The following is a 22,146-nucleotide window of genomic DNA, read 5'->3' on the forward strand; positions in this document are numbered from 1 at the left end:
CAGAGTATGGGATTTATCGGGTGATCCCTACCGTCATTCGACTGACTCTATACGCCATTGCATACGGCTCAGCAGACTATTCTCGCTGGCCTTCACAAACAGTCGATAGTCACTCAAGTACCAATGATCTTCGGTCCAATTCACCTGCTTGGTCTTGAGCTTTGTGCAGTTGAAAGGCTTTACCGTACCAAGCAGCGCTGGATGCAGGCTGCTGGCGGGCCGTTCGGCACCAATTCGGCAGGTTACCGTGTTGGCGTGGCTGGTTGCCCCGCCAGTGCTCGAAGAGGTTCTGCTGAACGTCCGGGTATAACTGACCTCGGTATTGGACGGCATGGCCTGCCAGTCTCCGGTAAAGCTCAGACCGATCGGCGACTGTGCTTTTGCCTCTTCCTTGCCGGTTTCGGTATCGAGCGAGCGAGCGGCCAGGTCGAACAGACCAAGGAAGGTCAGATGAATAGACGCTGGATCTACCGTGGGGTCCTGAACCTGCTGCAGGACCTGTCCAGATGCGGCGTCGATGGAGACGAACACGTCCTGCTGCAAACCTTTAAGATTCACGCGATTCATCACCTGCGCGTCGTAGCGATAACTCAGCTTGCGCAGAGTGCGCTCGGGAGCAGATAGTTTCAGATCCGCGATAGCCGAGAGAACTGCGTCGGCAGCCTCCGGGGTTGTGAGCATGGGCGGCAGCGGTGCACGTGATGCAGCGTGCGGCAACTTGCTCAGTTCCGCTTCCGGCTGGCAGGCCGCCTTGAACACCCGTTGCTGATAGTCGAACGCCTCGACGAGGGGCTGCATGACTATCTGCTGCTTGATCTGACCGCCAGCGATACCACCCTGCGAGTCAACGTAGAACTGACTCACTTGCATCAGGGTGTTGTGCTGACAATTCAATGCCAGACGCTCCTGGCTTCGCCCTTTCAGCGTCACGCCCTTTTGCTCGACCCTGTAGCGCAAAGGATTCTGCTCGGCCCAGACATACAGCAGGTCGCCTTCACGCTGCAGACTATTGCGATCCAGCGCCAGCCAGTCGCTGTCCTGCGCTTGCTCCAACGCACGCCAATCGGGTGATGGCCTTTGCGTGCAGACCTCCCGCAACTGAGCACTGTTCAGGAACTGATGGAGTTGAGGGGCAGGCAGGCCATTATCAGCTGCCGATGACTCGGCGAAAGCCAGCATTCCCTGCGTGGTCGGGAAATACATGCTGGCAACGCCTCGAACGCAGGAGGCCTCGAAGCGGGCATACAGCGACTTCGTCTCTGGACGCATGACCACATAGGTCACGTCATCGCCCTCGCGCACAATCGAATGCGGGGTTACAGGCAGGCCGACAGCCTTTTCGAATACCGCCAGCCCCGGATGAACGGCTGGTGCCTTCGGTGTGGAACTGCAGCCGGCCAATGCCAGAACCGTCAGCGAAATACTCAGTGCAAGAGGGAAACGGATACCGTTGTAGCGAGCGTCCATGCGCCAGATCCTTGAATAAACGAGCGAATACGAATTCTAAAGGCCCAAGGTGGAGCGCTTCGACTGCTTTGCTCTCAGTTTGAATAGAGCGCGGCACAATGATCAAAGGCAACAGCCAATATCCGTGCCGGTAACTACACAGGTCAGGCCGATCACGTTTACGCGGCCAACAAAAAACCCGCCGAAGCGGGTTTTTTAAAGACCTTCCGACATCCTGTCGTTTGCCATCCTGGCGCGGTCTGTCTTCCTTGACCCGGGACATCCAGTTCCCGGCAGGTGTGTGTAGATTAGCCAGCCTACGCATAAGACGGGAGAGGCCCGTTGCGCTTCAGCGTGTAAGCCTTTTGCCATAGCGGCAGACATGAGAACGATGCGTGAAGGCCTGACCCGGCTCGCGTGGCGGCAACACGATCAGCTCCCCTCTCATTTATTGGGGGCACGCCAATCGGCGTCCGGGCTGATAAACCGCCCGATATCCGGATCGTAGAACCTGAAGGTGTTGTAGTGCAGCCCCGTTTCGCGGTCCAGGTACTGGCCCTGGAAGCGCAGGTTCTGCTCTTCGACGAAGAAGCTTTCCTGCGTTTCGGCCAGGGTGTTGCCCCAGACCTGGTAGCGCGCCTGCCAGATGCAGCGGCCGTCGTCTTCGGTAAGTTGCTGCGGCAGGCCGTTGGGGTCGGTGTGGTAATAGCGCAGGCGCGCGTGTTCGCCCTGGCCATCGACGCGCGCCAGCGGGTCGTAGCTGCCTTCGTCGTAGAGGTAGAGGCTGTGCCGGCCGTTACGGGTTTCGCTGAGCAGGCGCAAGCCGTCCCCTATTACCCTTTCAGGCGCTTAAGAAAGCATCATTTCCTCTATAGAAATTTATTGCGCCTCTGATTTTTTCTAAAGGTGCGTTTTTACCACCATTCAGATTAAGCAATATACCTTCTAACGTGCTTGTCAGTATCCACGGATATAGATTCTGATCTTCCAATTCTTTAGGTAAGAAAGCACCACTTGCGGATTCATACACTTCATCATCAGCAAGCTCGTCTATCTCTTCTTCTGTAATTATATAGAAATCATTACCCTTTGAAGAGTTACTCCACTGCTCCATATTGGTATAAATCCACTCTTCCTGGCTCTCTGCTTGGAAGGTTTTTACTAATTCTTCAAGAGATCTAAATTTTTTCATATTTCACCTACAAATTGAGCCGCCGCCCCACTTATTTCTGCCGCCGCGACCAGAAGGGTGGTAATCCGAATGTTTTCCCTCACTTAACACGACTGCGTTAACGTTGAAAACGTATTATTGGCCGGATTGAAGAATACATATACGCAAGAGGTATCATGCATCAAATCACCAGCATCTAACTGACCGACAAATATAAGAGGCTTACCGTCTTCAAGTGGCCAGCATGGTGCTTGCAGCCATTTTGGCGGAGACTTCAAGCAACGAAATTCATTTTTTATTTCTTCCTTGATCCATGCTTGCAACTCCTTACCATTCAGCAATGGAGCGAAATTCACCAGATTAGATAAATAGTCAAACGATATATTTAACCATTTAGGCTGGACCTTCAGAACAACATTAAATAATTCTTCATATCTTTTATTTCGCTCATGCTTCACCGAATTCTCTTTCAGAAAATCCGAAAGCAATACCTGAACGTTAAACACATGCTCAATATTTGAATAATTCTGCCCTATGACAAATGTATATAGATCTGACTCTTCTATATAGGATGGAAGTGAAAAATCTCCTTCTAGGACGGCGATAAGCTCTTGATTCTCATGTAGCAGCTTCTCAAACTCTCTCGGAGTTATTTTTGCCTCTACAAAATTTTTTATGACTTCTAATGGAATCATGGCGCATTTCCCAAATGTCTAAACTCATCAAGTGCAGCATGTTGCTCACGTGTTACCTCTCGAAGGTTCCGTGGATTATTCACCTCTCTACCACCGCGACGCTGTGGATTGTGGTGGTGTAGCTCCATTGAATTTCCGTTTTTGTCTAACGGAGCAGAGCCACGCTTCATGCGTGCCATATTAGCTGGACTAAACTCTGTTGTATTTTTGGTTAGCTCATAACGATTTTTCCAATACCTAGCTCTTACTACATCCCAAGTAGGTGCCTTGCCGCTTGGGAGCGGTTTGTCGATTGCATCGCCCCGCCTCCAGCGCTTGAAACTGACACAACTCCACCCCCACGGATCCACCCACCCATACGGCTCCGGCGCGTACTGGAACAGGTTGATACCACCCGCCAACCCAATCGGGTCCGGGCTGATAAACCGCCCAATATCCGGATCGTAGAACCTGAAGGTGTTGTAGTGCAGCCCCGTTTCGCGGTCCAGGTACTGGCCCTGGAAGCGCAGGTTCTGCTCTTCGACGAAGAAGCTTTCCTGCGTTTCGGCCAGGGTGTTGCCCCAGACCTGGTAGCGCGCTTGCCAGATGCAGCGGCCGTCGTCTTCGGTAAGTTGCTGCGGCAGGCCGTTGGGGTCGGTGTGGTAATAGCGCAGGCGCGCGTGTTCGCCCTGGCCGTCGACGCGCGCCAGCGGGTCGTAGCTGCCTTCGTCGTAGAGGTAGAGGCTGTGCCGGCCGTTGCGGGTTTCGCTGAGCAGGCGCAGGCCGTCCCAGATGAAGTCGGTCTGGCCGAGCAGGGCACCACGGGCATCGTAGTGGCTTTTGCCGATGCGCCGGCCCAGCGGGTCGTAGTGCATGACCACGCGGCTGCCGTCGTTGTTGGTGACTTCCCGTACGCGGTGTTCGGCGTCGTAGCTCAGCCGTTGCACCTGGTGGCGGCTGCTGCGTTTTTCCACCAGGCGGCCGAAGGCGTCGTAGCGGTAGCGTTTGTCCTGGTAGGTGAGCAGTTTGTTGTGGCGCACCCAGCCGCTGCTGGCGGCTTCGCCGCCGACCGGATGCAGCAGGTTGGCGGCGGCGTCGTAGCTGTAGGTTTCCAGATTGCCGCGAATCAGGTCCTGGCTGGCGATGATGCGCCCGCTGGCATCGTAGTGCAGCTGCTGCTTCTGTTCACGCTGGCTGGCCGAGTCACGGTCGAGGCGGCCGATCAGGTTGTCGCTGGGATCATAGGCGTAGCGCCGCTCGGCTTCGGCCGGCAGTTGCACCGGTTGTTCCAGGCGCCGACGCAGGCGCGCGGTGAGGCGGCCGCTGCGGTCGTACTGGCTGCGCGTGACCAGTTGCCCCTGGGTGCGTAGCACCTCGCGGTGCAGGCGGTCGCGCTCGAAGCGGCTGACCAGTCGATCATCCAGGCTGAGCAACTGCAGGTGACCGCTGCCGTAGTACAGGCGACGGATACGGCGCTGGTCAGGCAGTTGCGTTTCCAGCAGGTTGCCGAGTTCGTCGTAGGCATGCTGCAAGGTGCCAGCGGCGCTCTGCTCGCTGAGCAGCTGGCCGAGGGCATCGTAGGCGAAGGCCAGTGACTGCACCTGGCCGTCGACAGCGGTGAGGTCGATGCTGATCAGACGGTCGAGCGGGTCGTAGGCGTATTCGGTGCGACCGTCATCGGTGTGCTTGGCGATCATCCGGCCAACGGCATCGCGCTCGAAGCGGTGGATGATCGGCGCCGGTGGCGCCTCGGGTACGCTGCCCAGGCCGGTGCCATGAGGCGCCGGGGTGTAGGCCAGGGCGATGAGGTTGCCCTGCGGGTCATAGCGGTAATGCCGGCCGCTGTCGTCGAGGTCATGCTGAGCGGTGAGGCGGTCGAGCACATCCCAGGTGAAGCGGTAGCGCTCGTCGTTCTCGTTGCTCAGGGCCAGCAGACGGCCATAGGCGTCGTACTCGAAACCGACACTGCGGCCCAGGGCATCGATGCGCTGGCGCACCTGGCCACGGCGGTCGTAACGGTAGCGCACCGGCTTGCCGGCAGGATCTAGGTAGGCGCTGAGCTGGCCGATGGCGTCGCGTTGAAACGCCTCGCTGCGGCCATCGGCCAGTTGCGTCTGCAACAGGCGCCCCTGGCTGTCGTAGTGGTAGCGGGTGATCTCGCCAAGGGCATCGGTGATCTGCACCAGGTTGCCGCGCTCGTCGTAGGCGAAGCGCGTCGGGTAGCCGGAGCAGTCGACCTGCTCGGTGAGCTGGCCGAGGGCGTTCCAGCGCAGGGTCTTGCGCTTGCCGCTGGCGTCGATGATCTCCACCGGCAGGCCGCTGCTGTCGTAGCGGTAGCGGGTGACATGGCCCAGCGGATCGGTCTCGGCGATGCAGTTGCCGCGCTTGTCGTAGCGGTACTGCCAGGCGTTGCCGGCGGCGTCGGTCTCGGCTTCGGGCAGCGACCAGTGGCCGAGCCACTGGGTGAAGTCACGGCGCCCCAACGGGTCGAGGGTTTCGCAGAGGTTACCGGATTCGTCATAGGCGAACTGCCAACGCGCGCCGTCCGGGGTGACGGCGGCCAGCAGCTGGCGTTCGTCGTTCCAGTCGAACAGCCAGAGCTGGCCGAGGGCGTCACGGTAGTGGGTGATCTGGTACTGGCTGTTCCAGTGGCGTTCGCTGACGCGGCCAAGGCCATCGGTGACCCGGGTGATCCCAGCACCGAGGTCGTAGTGCAGGTGGTACTCGTCGCCGTCGTCGGTCCAGTGCCGTGTCACCCGCCATTCGCGACCATCGGCACCGTGCAGCTCGCTCCATTCATAAAAGCAGCGCAGGCCGGTGGGGCGTTGGTGTTCGATCAGACGGCGGCCGCTGTCGTAGACGAAGCGACGCAGCAACTGGCCCTTGTCATCGCGAACCTCGCTGAGATCGCCCTGAGCGTCATAGCCGTAGGCGACCAGCACTTCGCGCCGGGCATCGGCGAACAGGCGCTCGACCCGGCCGAGACGCTGCGGGTGCCGGGTGTCGGCAATCAGTTCGATGCACAGCTGGTTGTGGCCATCGCGCACGGCGCGCAGCCGGCCAGCGGCGTCGTATTCGAGCAGCAGGCGGTTGTCGTTGCGGTCGCCGAGCTTGCTCAGGCGCAGACGATCAGGTGACTCGGGCAACGGCTCGAACAGGCGGTAAAGGCCATCGACGCTTTCCACCAGCAGCGCGCCGCTTTCATCGCGGCGGAAGTTCAGGCCTTCGCCGGGGCTGTAGCAGGCATCGCCCGGTGGCAGGCTGCCGATCTCGATGGGACGGCCCTGCTCGTCGATATAGGTCAGCGCTTCGCCGCCCTCCGGGTGCGCGCGCACCTGCACGGCGATCTCGAACGGCAGGCTCCAGCCAGCACCCAGCAGGCCATCGCGGCGCTCGTCGCGGCTGCTGTAGAAGCGCTGCCACTCGATGGGCATCAGCCCCGGCAGGACGAAGTCGAGGTCGTCATCCTCGCCGAGCACCTTGGCCCCGGTGCTGGCGTGCACCGGGTTGGGCGCACCGCTGCTGGCCGCGCCGAGGGCGTTGGAGATGGCGTTGGTGGCATAGGCGGTCGCACCGCCCATGGCCATGTTGCCGGCGAAACCAGCGGCCAGGCAGGGCAGCTTGCTGCACAGCTTGCGCGGGTTGCCGCGCAGCGCCATGAGCACGGCCAGGGCCAGGCCGATGCCGGGCGTCTTGCCGCTGCGAATCGGCTGCACCACCACGGCGTCGCCGCCGATGCGCACGTTCGGCGAGATGTTGCCGCTTTCCACCACCGTGGCGTCGCAGGTGCTGCGATCACCACTGCGCACCGCGGGCTGGCCTTCGATGCTGACCTTGCTGGAGCCTTCGGCCAGCAGTTGCACGGGCATCGGTGGGTGCTTCTTGCACTCGATGGCATCCAGCGGGCAGGGGATGACGCCGGGCGCAGGCTCGGCGACGGTCGGGCGCCACATCTCGCTGAAGAAGCTCTTGGCCATGTCGAGGAAGCCGGGCTCCGGTTCCTCGGCGGGCGGTGCCTGCTCCAGCTCGGTGCCGGACGGCGCGGCGGCGCTGCCCAACTTGCCAGCGGCGCGCGCGGCAGGCAGGCCATTGGTTTTGGTCTTGTTGGCGCCGGTGACGATCTTGGCCTGGACATTGGGCGGGGAGATGGCGTTGCCCAGGCCTTCGCAAAGGGTCGTGAGCCCTTTGTCCCAGCCGGTTTTGTTCATGCCGACCCCCACGGCGATACCGACCACTGCAGCGAGGGCAAAGCCACCGAGACCGCCGGTGAGCACGGTTAGGCCGGTGGCGGCGACTATCGCAGCGCAGGCCACGGCGGTGATGGCGGCATAGGCAGCCACTTCCAGCACGCCGCCGACGATGTCGGCCAGCAATGTGGTGTGCAGCAGATCGTCGCCGAGCCGGGCGGCCCAGAGCGCATCAGACATCGCAGGTCATCCGTTGAGGCTGAGGCTGTGCTTGATCTGCGCCCAGTGCGCGGCGTCGGCATCATCGAGCGGCGTCGGCTTGACGTAGCTGAGGGCGAGCAGGCGCCGACCATCGGCCAGCAGTACGCCGAGCTGAAACTGGTAGACCTGCTCCGGCCCCTTGCTGAACTGGCTGCGCAGCTCGACGCCGACGACGGCCTGGGCCGGGCCGAGCTGAACATCCTGCAGCGCGCTGCTGCGCAGATCCTTGACCTGTTTCGCCAGCTTGGCGACCTGGGCCTCGAAGTGGCTGCGCAGGGTTTCGCCATCACCAAGGGCGCCACGGGTGATCACCAGCGAAGTGCCGAGGTCATTGAGGCGCAGGATGTTGATGGTGCTGTCTTGCAGGTCCTGGCCGGGCAGTTGCAGGCTCAGTTCCTGGGTGGTGTAGCTCATCATGAGTTTCCTTTCTCTTGCCCGAACAGGGATTTGACGGCGGCATCGATGCTGCCCTGGTCACCCTGACCATCGGGCGTGGCGCCAGGGCCGCCACCAATGTTCAGGTTGAGGACGCCGCCTGTGTTGAATTCGGCGTCGCCACTGGCGTAGAGGTTGATCGCCACGCCGCTGAGGTTGATCTGGCCGCTGGCGTTGAGTTCGAGAATGCTCTTGCCGCAGACCAGGCGCAGGTTCTGCCCGACCTCGATGAGGTAGCTCTGGCTGATGCTGTCGGTCTTGGTCGAGCCCACCACCAGCACGTCGTCGAGCTTCACCGCGCGCAGGCGGTTGTTGCCGATGGTGACGGTCTCGTTCATGCCGATGCTCTTGACCCGGTTGTGGCCCACCGAGTGGGTTTCATCCACCTCGACGACGATGTCCTGGTTGCGCTCGGCGTGGATGTACAACTGCTCGGCGCCCTTCTTGTCCTCCATGCGGATTTCGTTGAAGTTGGCCGGCGTGCCGCCCTTGCTGGAGCGGCTCTTGATGCCGCTCTGGGTGGCGTTGGCGGGCAGGTCGTAGGGCACGGTCTGCTCGGCGTTGTAGACGCGCCCGGTGATGATCGGCTGGTCGGGGTCGCCTTCGAGGAAGCTGACGATGACTTCCTGACCGATGCGCGGAATCTGGATATGGCCCCAGTTCTTGCCGGCCCAGGACTGCGAGACGCGAATCCAGCAGGAGCTGTTTTCGTTGGACTGGTCGTGGCGATCCCAGTGGAAGTGCACCTTGACCCGGCCGTACTGGTCGGTCCAGATCTCCTCGCCGGCAGGGCCGACCACCACGGCGGTCTGCGGCCCCTGCACCATGGGCTTGGGCGTGCCGCACAGCGGGCGAAAGGTCTGCTGGGCGTCGGTGCAGGTGAGCTGGCACTCGAACTGGCCACCACCGCCACTGCCGCTCTCCAGCGATTCCTGAGCGACGTGGTAGCGCGCGCACACCACCAGGTACTCACGGTTCTGGTCGGCGCGACCGAAGCCGGTGAGGCTGAACAGGTTGCCCGAAGCGATGCCACGCACGCTGCCGCCAACCTCGACGCGCTCGTGCAGGCTCTGCAGGGCCTCGATGCGATTGCGCGCGTACTGCTCGCCATCGCTGCTCTGCACGTAGGTACCGGGATAGTCGTACAGCGGATAGTCGCCGGCGCTGTGCGGACGGGGCATGACCGAGCGCACGTCGATACGCGCGCTGGGCCGCTGGAAGTCGTAGTCGTTGAGCTCCATCGAGCCCGGTTGCACGTGCTGGGCCAGCTGCCAGTCGTTGATGTGGTCACGCTCGCGGTGCTGCCCGTCCGGCGGGTAGTAGGGCACGCTGGCGTAACCGGGTGCCGGCACATGGGCGCCGTAGGCATCGGCGAGCACCAGCACATGGCGATCGGCCTCGTGGCGGAAGTAGTAGTAGATGCCTTCCTTTTCCATCAACCGGCTGACGAAGTCGAAGCTGGTTTCGCGGTACTGCACGCAGTACTCCCACTCGCGATAGGGACGACTGAGTGCGTCTTCGAAATCGGAGAAACCCAGGTCGCGGAACACCTGCTTGATGATCTGCGGCACGCTCATGTGCTGGAAGATGCGGCAGTCGGAGGTGCGGCTGAGCAGCCACAGCCAGGGTCGCAGGGTGACCCGATAGGCCGCGAACTGGCCACGGTCTACGGCCTGCCCACAGGCGGCGACGATGCCATGGAAATGCCGTTCACCGCCGCCATGCTGCTGCACGGAGAGCGACAGCGGTTTGCCGAGCAACTGGTTGAGATCGAGGTTGGCGTCGTGGGACACCAGTTGCAGCTCGTACTCGAACAGACGGCCCAGCTCGTCGCTGCCGTGCATCGAGCGCAGCAGCAGAACGTCCGGCCCGAGCGGGCTGGTGATGCGGGCAAAGCGGGTAGATTGGGCGAAGAACATAGGTCGGGGTTCCGGCCTGCCATGGCGCGGGCCGGCAGAAGCCGACCCGCGCTCGGGCTCAGGCGTTGTCGGCGAAACTGTAGGTCAGGTCGTTGTCGGCCACGCTGATGCGCACGCCGGCCAGCGGCTTGCCTTCCATCATGCGGGTGAGGAACTCACGGCTCATGTCCGGCAGCATGCCGTTGGTGAGGATGGCGTCGATCTGCCGACCGCCACTCTCGCTCTCGGTACAGCGCGAAACCACCAGGTCGACCACCGCCTCGTCGTAGTCGAACGGCACCTTGTGGGTGCTTTCGATGCGCTTCTTGATGCGCCCCAGTTGCAGGCGGGTGATGGCCTTGAGCATGGTGTCGCTGAGCGGGTAGTAGGGGATGGTCACCAGACGGCCGAGCAGCGCTGGCGGGAAGATCTCCAGCAAGGGCTGACGCAGGTCGCGGGCGATGCTCTCCGGGTCAGGCAGGTTGTCCGGGTCCTGACACAGGCGCGCCACGTGCTCGGTGCCGGCGTTGGTGGTGAGCAGGATCAGGGTGTTCTTGAAGTCGATCAGGCGGCCTTCGCCGTCTTCCATCACGCCCTTGTCGAACACCTGGAAGAAGATCTCGTGCACGTCCGGGTGGGCCTTTTCCACCTCGTCGAGCAGCACCACGCTGTACGGCCGGCGACGCACGGCCTCGGTCAGCACGCCGCCTTCGCCATAGCCGACATAGCCGGGCGGCGCACCCTTGAGAGTGGAAACGGTGTGCGCCTCCTGGAATTCGCTCATGTTGATGGTGATCAGGTTCTGCTCACCGCCATACAGCGCCTCGGCCAGCGCCAGCGCGGTCTCGGTCTTGCCGACGCCGGAGGTGCCGGCGAGCATGAACACGCCGATTGGCTTGCTGGGGTTGTCGAGGCCGGCGCGGGAGGTCTGGATACGCTTGGCGATCATCTTCAGCGCGTGGTCCTGGCCGATGATGCGCTTGGCCAGCAGGCAGTCGAGCTTGAGTACGGTCTCGACCTCGTTGCGCGCCATGCGCCCGACCGGAATGCCGGTCCAGTCCGCCACCACCGAGGCCACGGCCTGGTAGTCGACGGTCGGCAGAATCAGCGGGGCTTCGCCCTGCAGCTGGCTCAGGCGCTGCTGCAGTTCGACCAGGTGGGCGCGCAGGCTCTGGTGGTCGCTGTCACTGTCCTGATCGACCACACCCACGCTTTCGCGCAGGCTGGCGCGGGTGGCCAGTAGTTCGTCGACCAGTTGCTTCTCTTCAGCCCAGCGGCTTTCCAGCTCGACCAGGCGCTCGCGCTCGGCAGCCAGCAGGCTCTCGCTGTTGGCCTGGCGCAGGCTGACGTCGATGCCGATGGCATGCTCGCGGGCGATGATCTGCAGTTCGGTTTCCAGCGCCTCGATGCGCCGGCGGCTGTCATCGACCTCGGCCGGCACGGCGTGCAGGCTGATGGCCACGCGGGCGCAGGCGGTATCGAGCAGGCTGACCGACTTGTCCGGCAGCTGGCGCGCCGGGATGTAGCGATGCGAGAGCTTGACCGCAGCGTCCAGGGCTTCGTCGAGAATCTGCACCTGATGGTGCTTCTCCATGGTCGAGGCCACGCCGCGCATCATCAGCAGCGCCTTGTCCTCGGAAGGTTCGGGCACCTGCACCACCTGAAAGCGGCGGGTCAGCGCCGGGTCCTTCTCGATGTGCTTCTTGTACTCGGCCCAGGTGGTGGCCGCCACGGTGCGCAGGCTGCCGCGCGCCAGCGCCGGCTTGAGCAGGTTGGCGGCGTCGCCGGTACCGGCCGCGCCACCGGCGCCGACCAGAGTGTGGGCTTCGTCGATGAACAGGATGATCGGCTTGGGCGAGGCCTGCACGTCTTCGATGACCTGGCGCAGGCGCTGCTCGAACTCGCCCTTCATGCTGGCGCCGGCCTGCAGCAGACCGACGTCGAGGCTGCGCAGCTCGACATCCTTGAGCGAGGGCGGCACGTCACCGGCGGCGATGCGCAGGGCGAAACCCTCGACCACGGCGGTCTTGCCGACGCCGGCTTCACCGGTAAGGATCGGGTTGTTCTGCCGCCGGCGCATGAGGATATCGACCAATTGGCGGATCTCCTCGTCGCGGCCGACGATGGGGTCGAGCTCACCCTTGCGCGCCTGCTCGGTGAGGTCGATGGTGAAGCGCTTGAGCGCCTCCTGCTTGCCCATCGCCGCCGGCGCCATGGCGCCACTGGCCTCGCCCGGTGCAGCAGCGGCGAAACCGTCGCTGGCGGCCAGGTGATTCTCCGGCGAATCGCCGATGTACTCGTCGAAACGCTCGCTCAGGGTCTGCACCTTGATCTTGTCGAACTCGCTCGACAGGCCCAGCAGCACCTGGCGCAGGCTCGGCGTCTTGAGGATGCCGATGACCAAGTAGCCGGTGCGCACCTGATGCTCGCCGAACATCAGGCTGCCGTAGACCCAGCCGCGCTCGACCGCTTCCTCGACGTGCGAGGACAGGTCGGTGATCGAGGTCGAGCCGCGCGGCAGGCGGTCGAGTGCATCGGTCAGATCCCGCGCCAGGCGCGCCGGCTCCAGGCTGAACTGGCGGATGATGCGGTGCAGATCGGAATCCTGCAGTTGCAGGAGCTGGTGAAACCAGTGCGCCAGTTCGACATAAGGGTTGCCGCGCAGCTTGCAGAACACGGTGGCGGCCTCGATGGCCTTGTAACCGACGCTGTTGAGCTTGCCGAACAGCGCGGTACGACTGATTTCACCCATGTGGAGTTCTCCTTGATTGATCCGCCGGCGGGGTCGCTGCGGCGTGATGGCGGGCCAGCACCAGATCCCTGGCGTCGTGCTGCGGCTGGCCAAGCCAGGTGGTGTAGCCCAGGCGAGCCTGGCCGTTGAGGCATAGCGCGGGGACTTCCTCGCGCTGCAATACGAGATTCAGTTGCCAGTCGAGTTCGTCGCCCTGGTACTCGGCGACCCAGGCCACCAGCGCCGCGAAGGACTCGCCATCGGGCAGCATGGCGTTGTACTGCTCGAGCGTCAGCGGCCCGAAGCAGATGCGGAAGCTGTGCTGGCGGTCCCAGACCTGGCTGCCGAGGCAGAAGTCCACGCCCAGTTGGCTGGACTCCACGCCCAGGCGCGTCCGTTCGGGCAGGCTCAGCCAGCTGCCGGCGTACTCTTCGATCTGCACCGGCACGCCGAAGTAGTCGGCGAGGATCGCCTTGAGGCCATCGGGATAACGCGTCTGTGCGGCCAGGTGACCACTGAAGTGCAGCTTCGCTGCATCGTCCAGCAAGCCCTGCTGACGCAGGCTGGGCATGCCGCGACCACTGAAGGCGGCCAGGCGCGCCGACCAGTAGTCGTCGTCGGGGCGGTCATGGCTGACGGTCGGCCGGGCTTCGGCCCAGGCGCGGTAGAACAGGGTCAGCAGACGATGATGGAACAGGTCGAGAAAGTGCTTGCTGGTGCTGTCGGCGTGGTTGCGCTGGCGCTCGCGCACGTACTCGGTCAGGTGCAGCGGCAGCGGCCCGTTGGGCCCGCCAAGGCCGAAGAAGTACTGCTCCAGACGCGCCGGACGCTCATCGCTGGCGGGCGTCACGGCGGCCAGGGTGGCCGGGGCGAACGTGCCTTCCTGACGCTGCCCGAGGCGCAGCGGATCGTCAGCCAGGCGCCGGGAATGCCCCAGGCGTGGCAAATGCGGGTGCTCGTTCTCGATACGTCGCAGGGCCTGGAAGAAATCGTACTCCCAGGGCTGTGCCTGCATCTGCTCAAGCGTGTCTACAGGTTCGGACGACGGCCGGGCCGGGCTTTCCATCGCATGATCTCGCCGCGCTCGGTGCTGCGTAGCACCGTCTCGGTAAAGCTGTTGAGGGATACGTAGCGCGCCAGGAAACGCTCGAACACCGCACCGAGGAGAAATACCCCGGTACCGCGAAAAGCGTTCTCGTCGAACTCCAGGGTGATTTCCAGGCCACGGCCGAAGACGATCGGGCCGGGCATCGGCAGACGCCGTGTACAGGGTTTGGCGCTGACTTCGCGCAGGCCTTCGATCTGCAGTTGCAGCGCCGGATTCTGCATGTCGCCATACAGGCGCAGCATTTCACGCAAGGCAGCGGCGCCCTGGCCCTGCTCGGCCAGTGACAGGTAGTTCAGCGACAGCTGGCTGATCAGCCGCCAGGCCTGGTTGCCATGGGCCGGGCTGGCACGCGGACGACTCGGCCCCGCGACGCAGCGCACGCTCTGCACCGGCGCGCTGTCGGCCAGGGTGAAGTCGCTCTTGCCGATGCCGACGGTCATGAACAGCGGCAGGTCGCGGTTGGTGCACAGGGCACTGAGACCGAGCTGGCGCAAGTCATGGCGATAGGGCGCCTGGTGGCTGTCGACCAGGCTGATGAAGGTTTCGCTGCCGACATAGCTGGAGCGAGTGCCGCTTCGGCGCTGCTCTGCCGACAGCACGCGCGGTTCACGGCGCACGATGTAATAGGCCTGATCGCGGCCATAGCGAGCAGGGTCGCGCACGGCATAGAAGGGCAGGAAGGGTTGCTCCGGACCACTGCCATGGCCACTGACGCCGCGCAGCGAATGGATCTCGAAATCCATCGGCCGCGTGCGGTCGGCGATGGCGTGGTGCTCGTGCACCTTGTCACTCAGGTGGATGCGATCCAGGCGCCGCGGGAACAGGTTGATCGCCGGAGTACAGAACGGCAGGAACTGACTGGCGCCGACCTGGTTCTGCAGGTGGCTGTCCACACGGTCGAACAACACGATCAATTCCAGCTCTTGACCGCTGCACTGGCGCACGGCACGGCGCAAACCACAGAAATCGACGAACAGGAAACGCTGCGGCAGGGCGAAGTATTCCTGCAGCAGGCGATAGCCCTGGAAGGCCTGCGGCACCACTGGCAACGCCGCCTCGGCGTCATCGAAGCCGCAAGGGCGCAAGGCGTCGGCAGGCAGCCGTTCGACCCAGTCGCGCCCGGGCTGGCGGGCAAACACGGCGATGCGGTTGCCCAGCAGTTGCTCATAAAGACGAAACGGCAGCTCGTCGAGGCCATTGAGATACAGCGGCAGGTTGTCCAGCTCCAGGCTGGCGAAGGGTATTTCGGCGCCGCTGCGCAGGGTGATACGCAGCGCGGCCTTGGCCCGTGGCTCGCTGGCGGCGAGGCGACCCAGCGCGGCGGCGGGGTTGCTGATGTACTCGGCCTCCGCCACCTGCAGCGGCCACAGGGTGACCGAGTGAGCCGTGCGGTACTCGCAGGGAGTCTGGCTGTCCTTGCCGAGGGTGGCACGCAGCACGCTGTCGCGCGGCAGATTGAAGCTGCCGTTGAGCGCGCCGTCGTTGGCATCGGTGTGCAACTGCACCACGGTCATCGACGGCGTCGGCGCCAGGTAATGCGGGTAGGCGACCTCCAACAGGTTATGGGTGAAGGTCGGATACTCGGCGTCGAGCTTCAATTGCACGCGGGCAGTCAGGTAGGCGAAACCTTCGAGCAGGCGTTCGACGTAGGGGTCGGCGCACTCCATTCCCGACAGCGTCAGGCGCCCGGCGATCTTCGGGTATTCGCGGGCAAACTCCTGGGCGCTTTCGCGGATGTGCAGCAGTTCCTGGTTATACAGCTCCAGCAAACGGGGGTTCATGAGCGTCTCCGCTGCTCGGCGGGCAGCACCTGCACATGGCCGGACTCCAGGTCCAGCTCGGTGCGCAGCAGTAAGGGCAGGGCCACCGGCTGTGCCCACAGGTCACCCTGAATCTCGAAACTCAGGGCGTTATGGTTCATCTGTTCGTGACCGACATGCGCCCGCACCCGCACGCTATGAGCCAGGATGCGCGGTTCGAAGGTGATGATGGCGCGCTGGATCAGATTCTCCAGGGCGGCGATATCGACCCCGGAAACACTGCTGCCGGCCAGCGGCGGCAGGCCATAGTTGATCACCGAGGTGCCTGCCGGCGTGTGCCGCGTGGTGTCGGCATCGAGCAGGGCGATGGTATTGAACAACCAGGTCAGATCGCGCAGCACCGAAGCCTTGAGCTGGTTCATCGACAGCACGCGGCGATCCGCGCTTTCCTGCGGGTTGCCGGGCTCATCGTCGGTCAGGCGATCGAGCAGCGAGGGCTGCAAGCGCTCGCGTGGGGTCATGGGGCTGATCATGCGCAGGTTTACCAGTCGAACATCGCGGTGTAGTTCTTCTGATCACCGACGCCGCGCAGGCAACTGGCACTCTGCGCCAGCACCGATGGTTCCAGCTGGCCCTTGATCAGTCGAATGGCCTTGTATTGCGAATGACATTCCAGTTTGTTGTCCGCCACGGGGGCTACATGCAGCACCATGACGATCGGCACATCCTGAAAGGTTTCGACATGTGCCTGGCCATCCTTGCCGACGCTGAAATGACACGGCGAGGGAATGTCCAGCGGCAGTACGCTCTGATCTGGCTTGCGCAATACGCAGGCCTGTCCGGCATTCTCCAGTCTATAAATCTGCCCTGCCAGGTCCACGTGCTCAGGGTAGCCAGAATTGCCTGTGGCAGGCGGTGGAGTCGATTCGGCGCATGCACAGAGGCTGGTCAGCATGCCGAGCAGCAGTAAAGGTGTACGAAGGCGCTTGCTCATGCCAGCTCCCAGAACCAGATCTGCCGGGCCATGTGCCTCGGGTCAGCGTAACGGCCTGCAGTAAAGCCGCGCTTCCACAGATCGATGTGATCGCCCGTGCGCTCATCGACGGTCTGTCCGGCTTGCTGGAAACAGTCCTTGAAGAAGATCAGTCCGGTCTTGTCGGCCAGCTTGAGACGTTCCTGTGCACTGCCACCGATGATCAACGGGCGGCCCAAGTGGTGTTTCCACAACCAGTTGGCCAATGATTCAGCGCCCCTGGCGTGTGCGTGCGCACATTTGGGTTCGCTGTAGGTGGACTGGTTGACCTTGATGGTCTGCTCGGCATTGAGCGTGTAGCTCATGCGAATGGCGCATTGGTTCGCCCATGGACCATCACATACCTTGCCGTCGGGGTACTCGTTCCAGATCTTGAGATATTCGTTCCACAGATTGATAAACGAAGGCTTGGCCATGAAACGGTCTCATTACTGGGTGAATCGGATTCTTCCCAAGGCCGACCGCCCCCGGCGCAGGCCCCGGGGGCGGCAGGACATCAGATCTTGACGTTGGAGCGGATGTTCCAGCCGTACTTGATCGGGCCGCCGTCCTTGGTGCCGTCGGCTTTCTGCGGCTGGTAATCGACGGTGACCTTGGCGAAGTTCAGGGTGATGTTCTCGATCAGACGGTCATCGCTGCCCGAACCGCCGGTGCTCAGCGAGGAGATCAGCACTTCCTCGAGGTTGATGATCAGGTACTCCACCTGAGCGTCGCCGCCCGCCTTGCGCACGGTCAGGGTGACCTTGGGCACGTGCTTGCCGCTGGAGCAATGCATCATCAGGTTGGGGCTGGCCTTGTCGACGAACTTGGTCAGCGACAGGTCCTGGATGCTCACCTTGCCAGCGCCACCGCCGGTACCGGTGTGCATGTTTCCGGACTGGGACATGCCCCAGCTCCAGTTGAGTACTTCGATTTCGTCCTTGTGGGTCTTGTCCTGAGACTCGCCCTTGATGTCACCGATTTTGATGAAGATATCGACAGCCATGTTTTCTCCTGGGTGTGGTCATCGCCACGAGGGTGTGGAAATGCGAAAAGCCCGGGGCTTTCCATGTATCAGGCAGGCGGGCCTCACGCGGCGACGTCGCCGGGTAGGACCCGCATGCCTGCCGGGGCTCAGGCGCCCTTGGCCGACGGCAGTTTGGAAACCAGCCGCAGCGACACCGTCAGCCCTTCGAGCTGATAGTGCGGGCGCAGGAAGAACTTCGAGTTGTAGTAGCCGGGGTTGCCCTCGACCTCTTCCACCACCACTTCGGCGGCGGCCAGCGGATGCTGCGCCTTGGTGGTCTCGGTGGAGTGGGCCGGATCACCGTCGACGTACTTGAGGATCCAGTCCTGCAGCCAGAGCTGCATTTCGTCCCGCTCCTTGAACGAGCCGATCTTGTCGCGAACGATGCACTTGAGGTAGTGCGCGAACCGGCAGGTGGCGAACAGGTAAGGCAGGCGCGCGGCCAGGTTGGCGTTGGCAGTGGCGTCCGGGTCGTCGTACTCGGCCGGTTTCTGCAGCGACTGCGCACCGATGAAGGCGGCGAAGTCGGTGTTCTTCTTGTGCAGCAACGGCATGAAGCCGTTCTTCGCCAGCTCGGCCTCACGACGGTCGGAGATGGCAATCTCGGTTGGGCACTTCATGTCCACGCCACCGTCGTCGGTGGGGAAGGTGTGCGCCGGCAGGTTCGGCACTTCGCCGCCGGACTCCACGCCACGAATGCGCGAACACCAGCCGTAGTGCTTGAACGAACGGTTGATGTTCACCGCCATGGCGTAGGCGGCGTTGGCCCAGGTGTACTTGCTGCTGTCGGCGCCGTCGGTGTTTTCCTCGAAGGCGAAGGCCTCCACCGGATCGGTCTTGGCGCCATAGGGCAGGCGCGCGAGAAAGCGCGGCATGGTCAGGCCGATGTAGCGCGAATCCTCGGACTCGCGCAGCGAGCGCCAGCCGGCGTATTCCGGAGTGGTGAAGATCTTGGTCAGGTCACGCGGGTTGGACAGCTCCTGCCAGGAGCCCATGCCCATCACGGTCGGCGAGGCGGCCGAAATGAACGGTGCGTGCATCGCCGCGCAGACCTTGGACAGCTCGCCAAGCAACTCGACATCGGGCGGCGACTGGTCGAAGTAGTAGTCGCCGACCAGGCAGCCGTAGGGCTCGCCACCGAACTGGCCGTACTCCTCTTCGTAGAGCTTCTTGAACACCGGGCTCTGGTCCCAGGCGGTGCCCTTGAATTTCTTCAGGGTCTTGTGCAGCTCCGGCTTGGAGATGTTGAGCACGCGGATCTTCAGCTGCTCGTCACTCTCGGTGTTGTTGACCAGATAGTGCAGGCCACGCCAGGCACTTTCCACCTGCTGGAAGTCGCTGTGGTGGATGATCTGGTTGACCTGTGCGGTGAGCTTGGCATCGATGGCGGCGATGATCGACTCGATCGACTTGATCGCATCGTTGGAGATCAGATCAGTCTGCGCCAGCGCCTGCTCGGCCAGGGTACGCACGGCAGTCTCCACCGCTTCCTTGGCACGTTCGGTCTTGGGTTTGAATTCCTGCATCAGCAGCGAAGCGAATTCGCTGGTCTGCTCGGTACTGGCCAGTGCGGCCCGGTCTTGTTGCAACTGTTCGCTCATGGTGGTCTTCCGAATCAGGCCTGGGGCTCGTTGTCCTGGGGTTTCGGCGCGCTAGCCAGGGCCTGCAGCAGTGCAGGGTCCTTGATCGCCTTCATGATGATGTCCTCGGCGCCGGTCTTGCCGTCCATGTAGGTCAGCAAGTTGGCCAACTGGGTACGGGCCTCGAGCAGTTGCTTGAGGGCATCGACCTGGCGCGCCACGGCGGCCGGGCTGAAGTCGTCCATGCTCTGGAAGGTCATGTCGACGCTCAGGTTGCCTTCGCCAGTCAGCTCGTTAGGCACGTTGAAGGCCACGCGCGGCTTCATCGCCTTGAGGCGCGAGTCGAAGTTGTCGACGTCGATTTCCAGGAACTTGCGCTCGGCCACTGGCGCCAAAGGCTCGGCCGGCTTGCCAGTAAGGTCGGATATGACGCCCATGACGAACGGCAACTGCACCTTCTTCTCGGCGCCGTACAACTCGACGTCGTACTCGATCTGCACCCGTGGCGCGCGGTTGCGCGCGATGAACTTCTGAGAACTGCTGTTCGCCATGATTTTCTCCTGGTCGCCTGACGCGACGCGGCGTGTCGGCCTTCGGCCATCTACGGTGAAGCGTGATCCCGCATGCCAGGCCGATCAGGCCTGGTCTGCGTCGGGGCCGCGCAGGTTTTCGAACTGGTTCATGCCATCGGGAATCAGGTTGCGCACGATGGTCGCGAAGTCGGCATTGACCAGGCTGCGAGCCCGGTTGAGCAGCACCGGCAATGGGCTGGATGGCTCGTGGCGGGCGTAGTAGGTGAGGATCCGCTCCAGGCTTCTGAGCACATCATCGCGATTGCTGATTTCGCCGCTGGCGCGTGCTACGGCAGGCGCCGACGCGTGCTGCGCCAGCTGCTCTTGCGCAGCTTCGCCACCTGCCGGGTAATCCTCCGAAGCGGCCCCAACCGGGCTGTCGCCGAGCACCTGCAGGGCAAGCTTGAGCGGTTGCTGCAGCGCAGAGAAATCCACGCCCTGTGCCGAGCCGACCTGTTCGCTGACCAGTTGCTCGATGGCGTTCAAACTGTGCAGCGCACGCTTCAGGGCTTCGTGTGTGAGCTGCAAGGCTTCGCTGTCGGCATCCTGCAGGGCGCCGCCGAGTTCCTCGATGCTGAGGCTTTCGCTATTGGCCAGATGCAGGCCGGCGGCATTCAGTGCCGCGCGTACGGTGATGTTGCCGAACACCCGCGAACGCACCAGCACAGCACTGCGCAACAGGCCGATATTGGTCTCGCAGGTCAGCGCGGAGAGAGTATTGATGCGTACGGTGGGGTCGTTGTCATCATCGACATCGAGCTGCGGATGAATCTCGGGCCAATAGCGCGAGAGCAGTTCGAAGATCAATTCGAGGCTGTCGGCAAGGCCTTCGACACCGCGCAACGCCAGGCGGCTTTGCAGCAGATAGCGCGTGATGCGCAGGTCCTTGCTGCGTTGCAGCAGGAGGTGACAGCTCTGTTCCAACTGACGCCATTCGGGCGGCTCGGCGGCCTGGATGGCATCACCCATGCTGCGCTCCGGGCGCCCCAGCGCGTCGCGCTCAAGCTGGAGAAAATCGCTGTCGTATTCCAGGTCTTCACCGCATGGCGATGCATCTGAAACAGCGGTGAGCAACAACGAATTCTCCACGTACTCGATCTCCTTATCGATTTGAACCGTGTCACAAAAGTGCAGTAGCTTCATCCTGGCTTGCACTAAGCCAATCAACCTTTAATATTGATTGGCCACTACACGATTTCGATGGCGTCGCGCATTTTTCAACTTAAAAATGTTTAAAGTCAAGGTAGACTGGCGCCCACCCAAGACCTTTGTGACTGAGGACAAAGTTTCGGGAAGTTGCGCGCTTCGACGCATACGGGAATCACGAAGCAAAAGGTAAGATCGCGTGTTTTCGCGTTCCAGAGCCCGCTTGATGGACTTTTGAAGAGGGATGTATGCGGCCTGAAAGCCGCATGAATAAAGGCTTTCATGAGTTTTTCGGGATTCACGAAAGCCGGGCAAGGAGGCCAAATGGCGCTGCGTTTGATCATCACCAGCTATCACAAGATCACCCCTGGTCAATGCCCCGAGAAAACCCTGGAATATGGTTCGCTGGCAATTGGCCGCGGGCCTGATAATGACTGGGTATTACCGGACCCGTCGCGCCTTGTTTCGACGAAGCATTGCCTTGTGCAAAACAAGGATGGCCGCTACTACATCACTGACAGCAGCACCAATGGTGTGGAGCTGGTCAAGGCTGGTGTACGCATGCAACGCGGCAACAGTGAACTTCTGAATCACGGCGAAGTTATTCGCATCGGTGAATACGAAATTCAGGTAGCACTGGAAAGTTCCATTGCAGAAGGCGCCGCACCGTTTTCCGCCGTCCCTTCCGGGAGCAGTTTCGAAGCCCTGATGGCGAGCCATCAGGACGCTCCGCCCGCACCTTTCAGCTCCCCGGCAACTCCCTTCGACTCCCCGGCCAGCGCCCACCTGCAGAGCGTCGCCCCACACGAGACATTGCCGGATCTTTTCGACTTTCTCGGCCCAAGCACATCGGCGCCAGTACCTGTCTCCGATCATGTCCCGGCGCAGCAGCATGACTTCCGTCCACCAGAGGTCAGAACCCCCCCGGTCGAGCAGAAACCAAGCCTCGAGCCAGGCCTGATCCCCGATGACTGGGACCTGCTCGACAACATCACACCTGCCGCGACAACCCCGGCAGCAGCGCCAGCCGTGGACCTTGCCCTGCAGGCAGAGCCGGCACCTTTGCCACCTCTGCCTGCAGTACCTGCCCCCGCGCCTGCTCCTGCTCCTGCTCCTGCCCCTGCTCCTGCCCCTGCCC

16 protein-coding genes and 2 pseudogenes are annotated in these 22,146 nt (G+C 62.5%); 1 reads left to right on the forward strand and 17 read right to left on the reverse strand.

Annotated elements, in window-relative coordinates; translation table 11 throughout:
* Positions 1-33 precede the first annotated feature (33 nt).
* From GV002_RS12395 to tssA, 17 genes and pseudogenes are all read right to left on the reverse strand, one after another.
* A complete protein-coding gene (locus tag GV002_RS12395) occupies positions 34-1,467 on the reverse strand; it encodes a hypothetical protein (protein WP_160018659.1) in 1,434 nt (477 codons plus the stop codon).
* Between the two features lie 450 nt (positions 1,468-1,917).
* A pseudogene (locus tag GV002_RS12400) lies at positions 1,918-2,286 on the reverse strand (RHS repeat-associated core domain-containing protein); the annotation flags it as partial.
* Between the two features lies 1 nt (position 2,287).
* On the reverse strand, positions 2,288-2,638 hold the full coding sequence (locus GV002_RS12405) for a hypothetical protein (RefSeq protein ID WP_160018660.1): 351 nt from the start codon (positions 2,636-2,638) through the stop codon (positions 2,288-2,290).
* 83 nt (positions 2,639-2,721) lie between these two features.
* Complete coding sequence (locus GV002_RS12410) at positions 2,722-3,312, reverse strand: hypothetical protein (protein WP_160018661.1); 591 nt, start codon at positions 3,310-3,312, stop codon at positions 2,722-2,724.
* Complete coding sequence (locus GV002_RS12415) at positions 3,309-7,718, reverse strand: RHS repeat-associated core domain-containing protein (protein WP_160018662.1); 4,410 nt, start codon at positions 7,716-7,718, stop codon at positions 3,309-3,311. The genes GV002_RS12410 and GV002_RS12415 overlap by 4 nt, the downstream gene beginning before the upstream one ends.
* Positions 7,719-7,724: 6 nt before the next feature.
* The gene (locus tag GV002_RS12420) at positions 7,725-8,153 is read right to left on the reverse strand and encodes a DcrB-related protein (RefSeq protein WP_160018663.1); all 429 of its coding nucleotides are present in this window, start codon (positions 8,151-8,153) and stop codon (positions 7,725-7,727) included.
* Positions 8,153-10,093, reverse strand: coding sequence for a type VI secretion system Vgr family protein (locus GV002_RS12425; protein WP_160018664.1), 1,941 nt, complete (start codon positions 10,091-10,093; stop codon positions 8,153-8,155). The genes GV002_RS12420 and GV002_RS12425 overlap by 1 nt, the downstream gene beginning before the upstream one ends.
* Before the next feature lie 58 nt (positions 10,094-10,151).
* Positions 10,152-12,824, reverse strand: a complete 2,673-nt coding sequence (tssH, locus tag GV002_RS12430) for a type VI secretion system ATPase TssH (RefSeq protein WP_160018665.1) — start codon at positions 12,822-12,824, stop codon at positions 10,152-10,154.
* On the reverse strand, positions 12,817-13,869 hold the full coding sequence (gene tssG, locus GV002_RS12435) for a type VI secretion system baseplate subunit TssG (RefSeq protein WP_160018666.1): 1,053 nt from the start codon (positions 13,867-13,869) through the stop codon (positions 12,817-12,819). The genes tssH and tssG overlap by 8 nt, the downstream gene beginning before the upstream one ends.
* On the reverse strand, positions 13,833-15,692 hold the full coding sequence (tssF, locus tag GV002_RS12440; protein ID WP_160018667.1) for a type VI secretion system baseplate subunit TssF: 1,860 nt from the start codon (positions 15,690-15,692) through the stop codon (positions 13,833-13,835). The genes tssG and tssF overlap by 37 nt, the downstream gene beginning before the upstream one ends.
* Positions 15,689-16,204, reverse strand: coding sequence for a type VI secretion system baseplate subunit TssE (gene tssE / locus GV002_RS12445; protein ID WP_160018668.1), 516 nt, complete (start codon positions 16,202-16,204; stop codon positions 15,689-15,691). Before tssE ends, tssF begins: the two co-directional genes overlap by 4 nt.
* 8 nt (positions 16,205-16,212) lie before the next feature.
* Positions 16,213-16,665, reverse strand: a complete 453-nt coding sequence (locus GV002_RS12450) for a hypothetical protein (protein ID WP_160018669.1) — start codon at positions 16,663-16,665, stop codon at positions 16,213-16,215.
* Entirely contained in the window at positions 16,662-17,120 is a 459-nt protein-coding gene (locus GV002_RS12455; RefSeq protein ID WP_160018670.1) for a T6SS effector amidase Tae4 family protein, read from the reverse strand. Before GV002_RS12455 ends, GV002_RS12450 begins: the two co-directional genes overlap by 4 nt.
* 80 nt (positions 17,121-17,200) lie before the next feature.
* On the reverse strand, positions 17,201-17,689 hold the full coding sequence (locus GV002_RS12460; RefSeq protein ID WP_160018671.1) for an Hcp family type VI secretion system effector: 489 nt from the start codon (positions 17,687-17,689) through the stop codon (positions 17,201-17,203).
* 128 nt (positions 17,690-17,817) lie between these two features.
* The gene (tssC, locus tag GV002_RS12465) at positions 17,818-19,311 is read right to left on the reverse strand and encodes a type VI secretion system contractile sheath large subunit (RefSeq protein ID WP_160018672.1); all 1,494 of its coding nucleotides are present in this window, start codon (positions 19,309-19,311) and stop codon (positions 17,818-17,820) included.
* 14 nt (positions 19,312-19,325) lie between these two features.
* A complete protein-coding gene (gene tssB, locus GV002_RS12470) occupies positions 19,326-19,841 on the reverse strand; it encodes a type VI secretion system contractile sheath small subunit (protein ID WP_226945585.1) in 516 nt (171 codons plus the stop codon).
* Between the two features lie 84 nt (positions 19,842-19,925).
* Positions 19,926-20,951 (reverse strand): type VI secretion system protein TssA, encoded by a 1,026-nt coding sequence (gene tssA, locus GV002_RS12475; protein ID WP_160018673.1) that lies wholly within the window; start codon positions 20,949-20,951, stop codon positions 19,926-19,928.
* A gap of 381 nt (positions 20,952-21,332) precedes the next feature.
* Between tssA and tagH the strand changes: the two are divergent.
* Positions 21,333-22,146: pseudogene (gene tagH, locus GV002_RS12480) on the forward strand (type VI secretion system-associated FHA domain protein TagH); the annotation flags it as partial.

Origin of the sequence: Pseudomonas sp. 8O, assembly GCF_902506495.1 — a bacterium.
GTDB classification, from domain to species: Bacteria; Pseudomonadota; Gammaproteobacteria; order Pseudomonadales; family Pseudomonadaceae; genus Aquipseudomonas; species Aquipseudomonas chaetocerotis.

What these genes read in the sequence shown, in the direction of transcription:
- GV002_RS12395 (WP_160018659.1), bottom strand. Translation starts at nt 1,467, where the DNA reads ATGGACGCTCGCTACAACGGTATCCGTTTCCCTCTTGCACTGAGTATT.
- GV002_RS12405 (WP_160018660.1), bottom strand. Translation starts at nt 2,638, where the DNA reads ATGAAAAAATTTAGATCTCTTGAAGAATTAGTAAAAACCTTCCAAGCA.
- GV002_RS12410 (WP_160018661.1), bottom strand. Translation starts at nt 3,312, where the DNA reads ATGATTCCATTAGAAGTCATAAAAAATTTTGTAGAGGCAAAAATAACT.
- GV002_RS12415 (WP_160018662.1), bottom strand. Translation starts at nt 7,718, where the DNA reads ATGTCTGATGCGCTCTGGGCCGCCCGGCTCGGCGACGATCTGCTGCAC.
- GV002_RS12420 (WP_160018663.1), bottom strand. Translation starts at nt 8,153, where the DNA reads ATGAGCTACACCACCCAGGAACTGAGCCTGCAACTGCCCGGCCAGGAC.
- GV002_RS12425 (WP_160018664.1), bottom strand. Translation starts at nt 10,093, where the DNA reads ATGTTCTTCGCCCAATCTACCCGCTTTGCCCGCATCACCAGCCCGCTC.
- tssH (WP_160018665.1), bottom strand. Translation starts at nt 12,824, where the DNA reads ATGGGTGAAATCAGTCGTACCGCGCTGTTCGGCAAGCTCAACAGCGTC.
- tssG (WP_160018666.1), bottom strand. Translation starts at nt 13,869, where the DNA reads ATGGAAAGCCCGGCCCGGCCGTCGTCCGAACCTGTAGACACGCTTGAG.
- tssF (WP_160018667.1), bottom strand. Translation starts at nt 15,692, where the DNA reads ATGAACCCCCGTTTGCTGGAGCTGTATAACCAGGAACTGCTGCACATC.
- tssE (WP_160018668.1), bottom strand. Translation starts at nt 16,204, where the DNA reads ATGATCAGCCCCATGACCCCACGCGAGCGCTTGCAGCCCTCGCTGCTC.
- GV002_RS12450 (WP_160018669.1), bottom strand. Translation starts at nt 16,665, where the DNA reads ATGAGCAAGCGCCTTCGTACACCTTTACTGCTGCTCGGCATGCTGACC.
- GV002_RS12455 (WP_160018670.1), bottom strand. Translation starts at nt 17,120, where the DNA reads ATGGCCAAGCCTTCGTTTATCAATCTGTGGAACGAATATCTCAAGATC.
- GV002_RS12460 (WP_160018671.1), bottom strand. Translation starts at nt 17,689, where the DNA reads ATGGCTGTCGATATCTTCATCAAAATCGGTGACATCAAGGGCGAGTCT.
- tssC (WP_160018672.1), bottom strand. Translation starts at nt 19,311, where the DNA reads ATGAGCGAACAGTTGCAACAAGACCGGGCCGCACTGGCCAGTACCGAG.
- tssB (WP_226945585.1), bottom strand. Translation starts at nt 19,841, where the DNA reads ATGGCGAACAGCAGTTCTCAGAAGTTCATCGCGCGCAACCGCGCGCCA.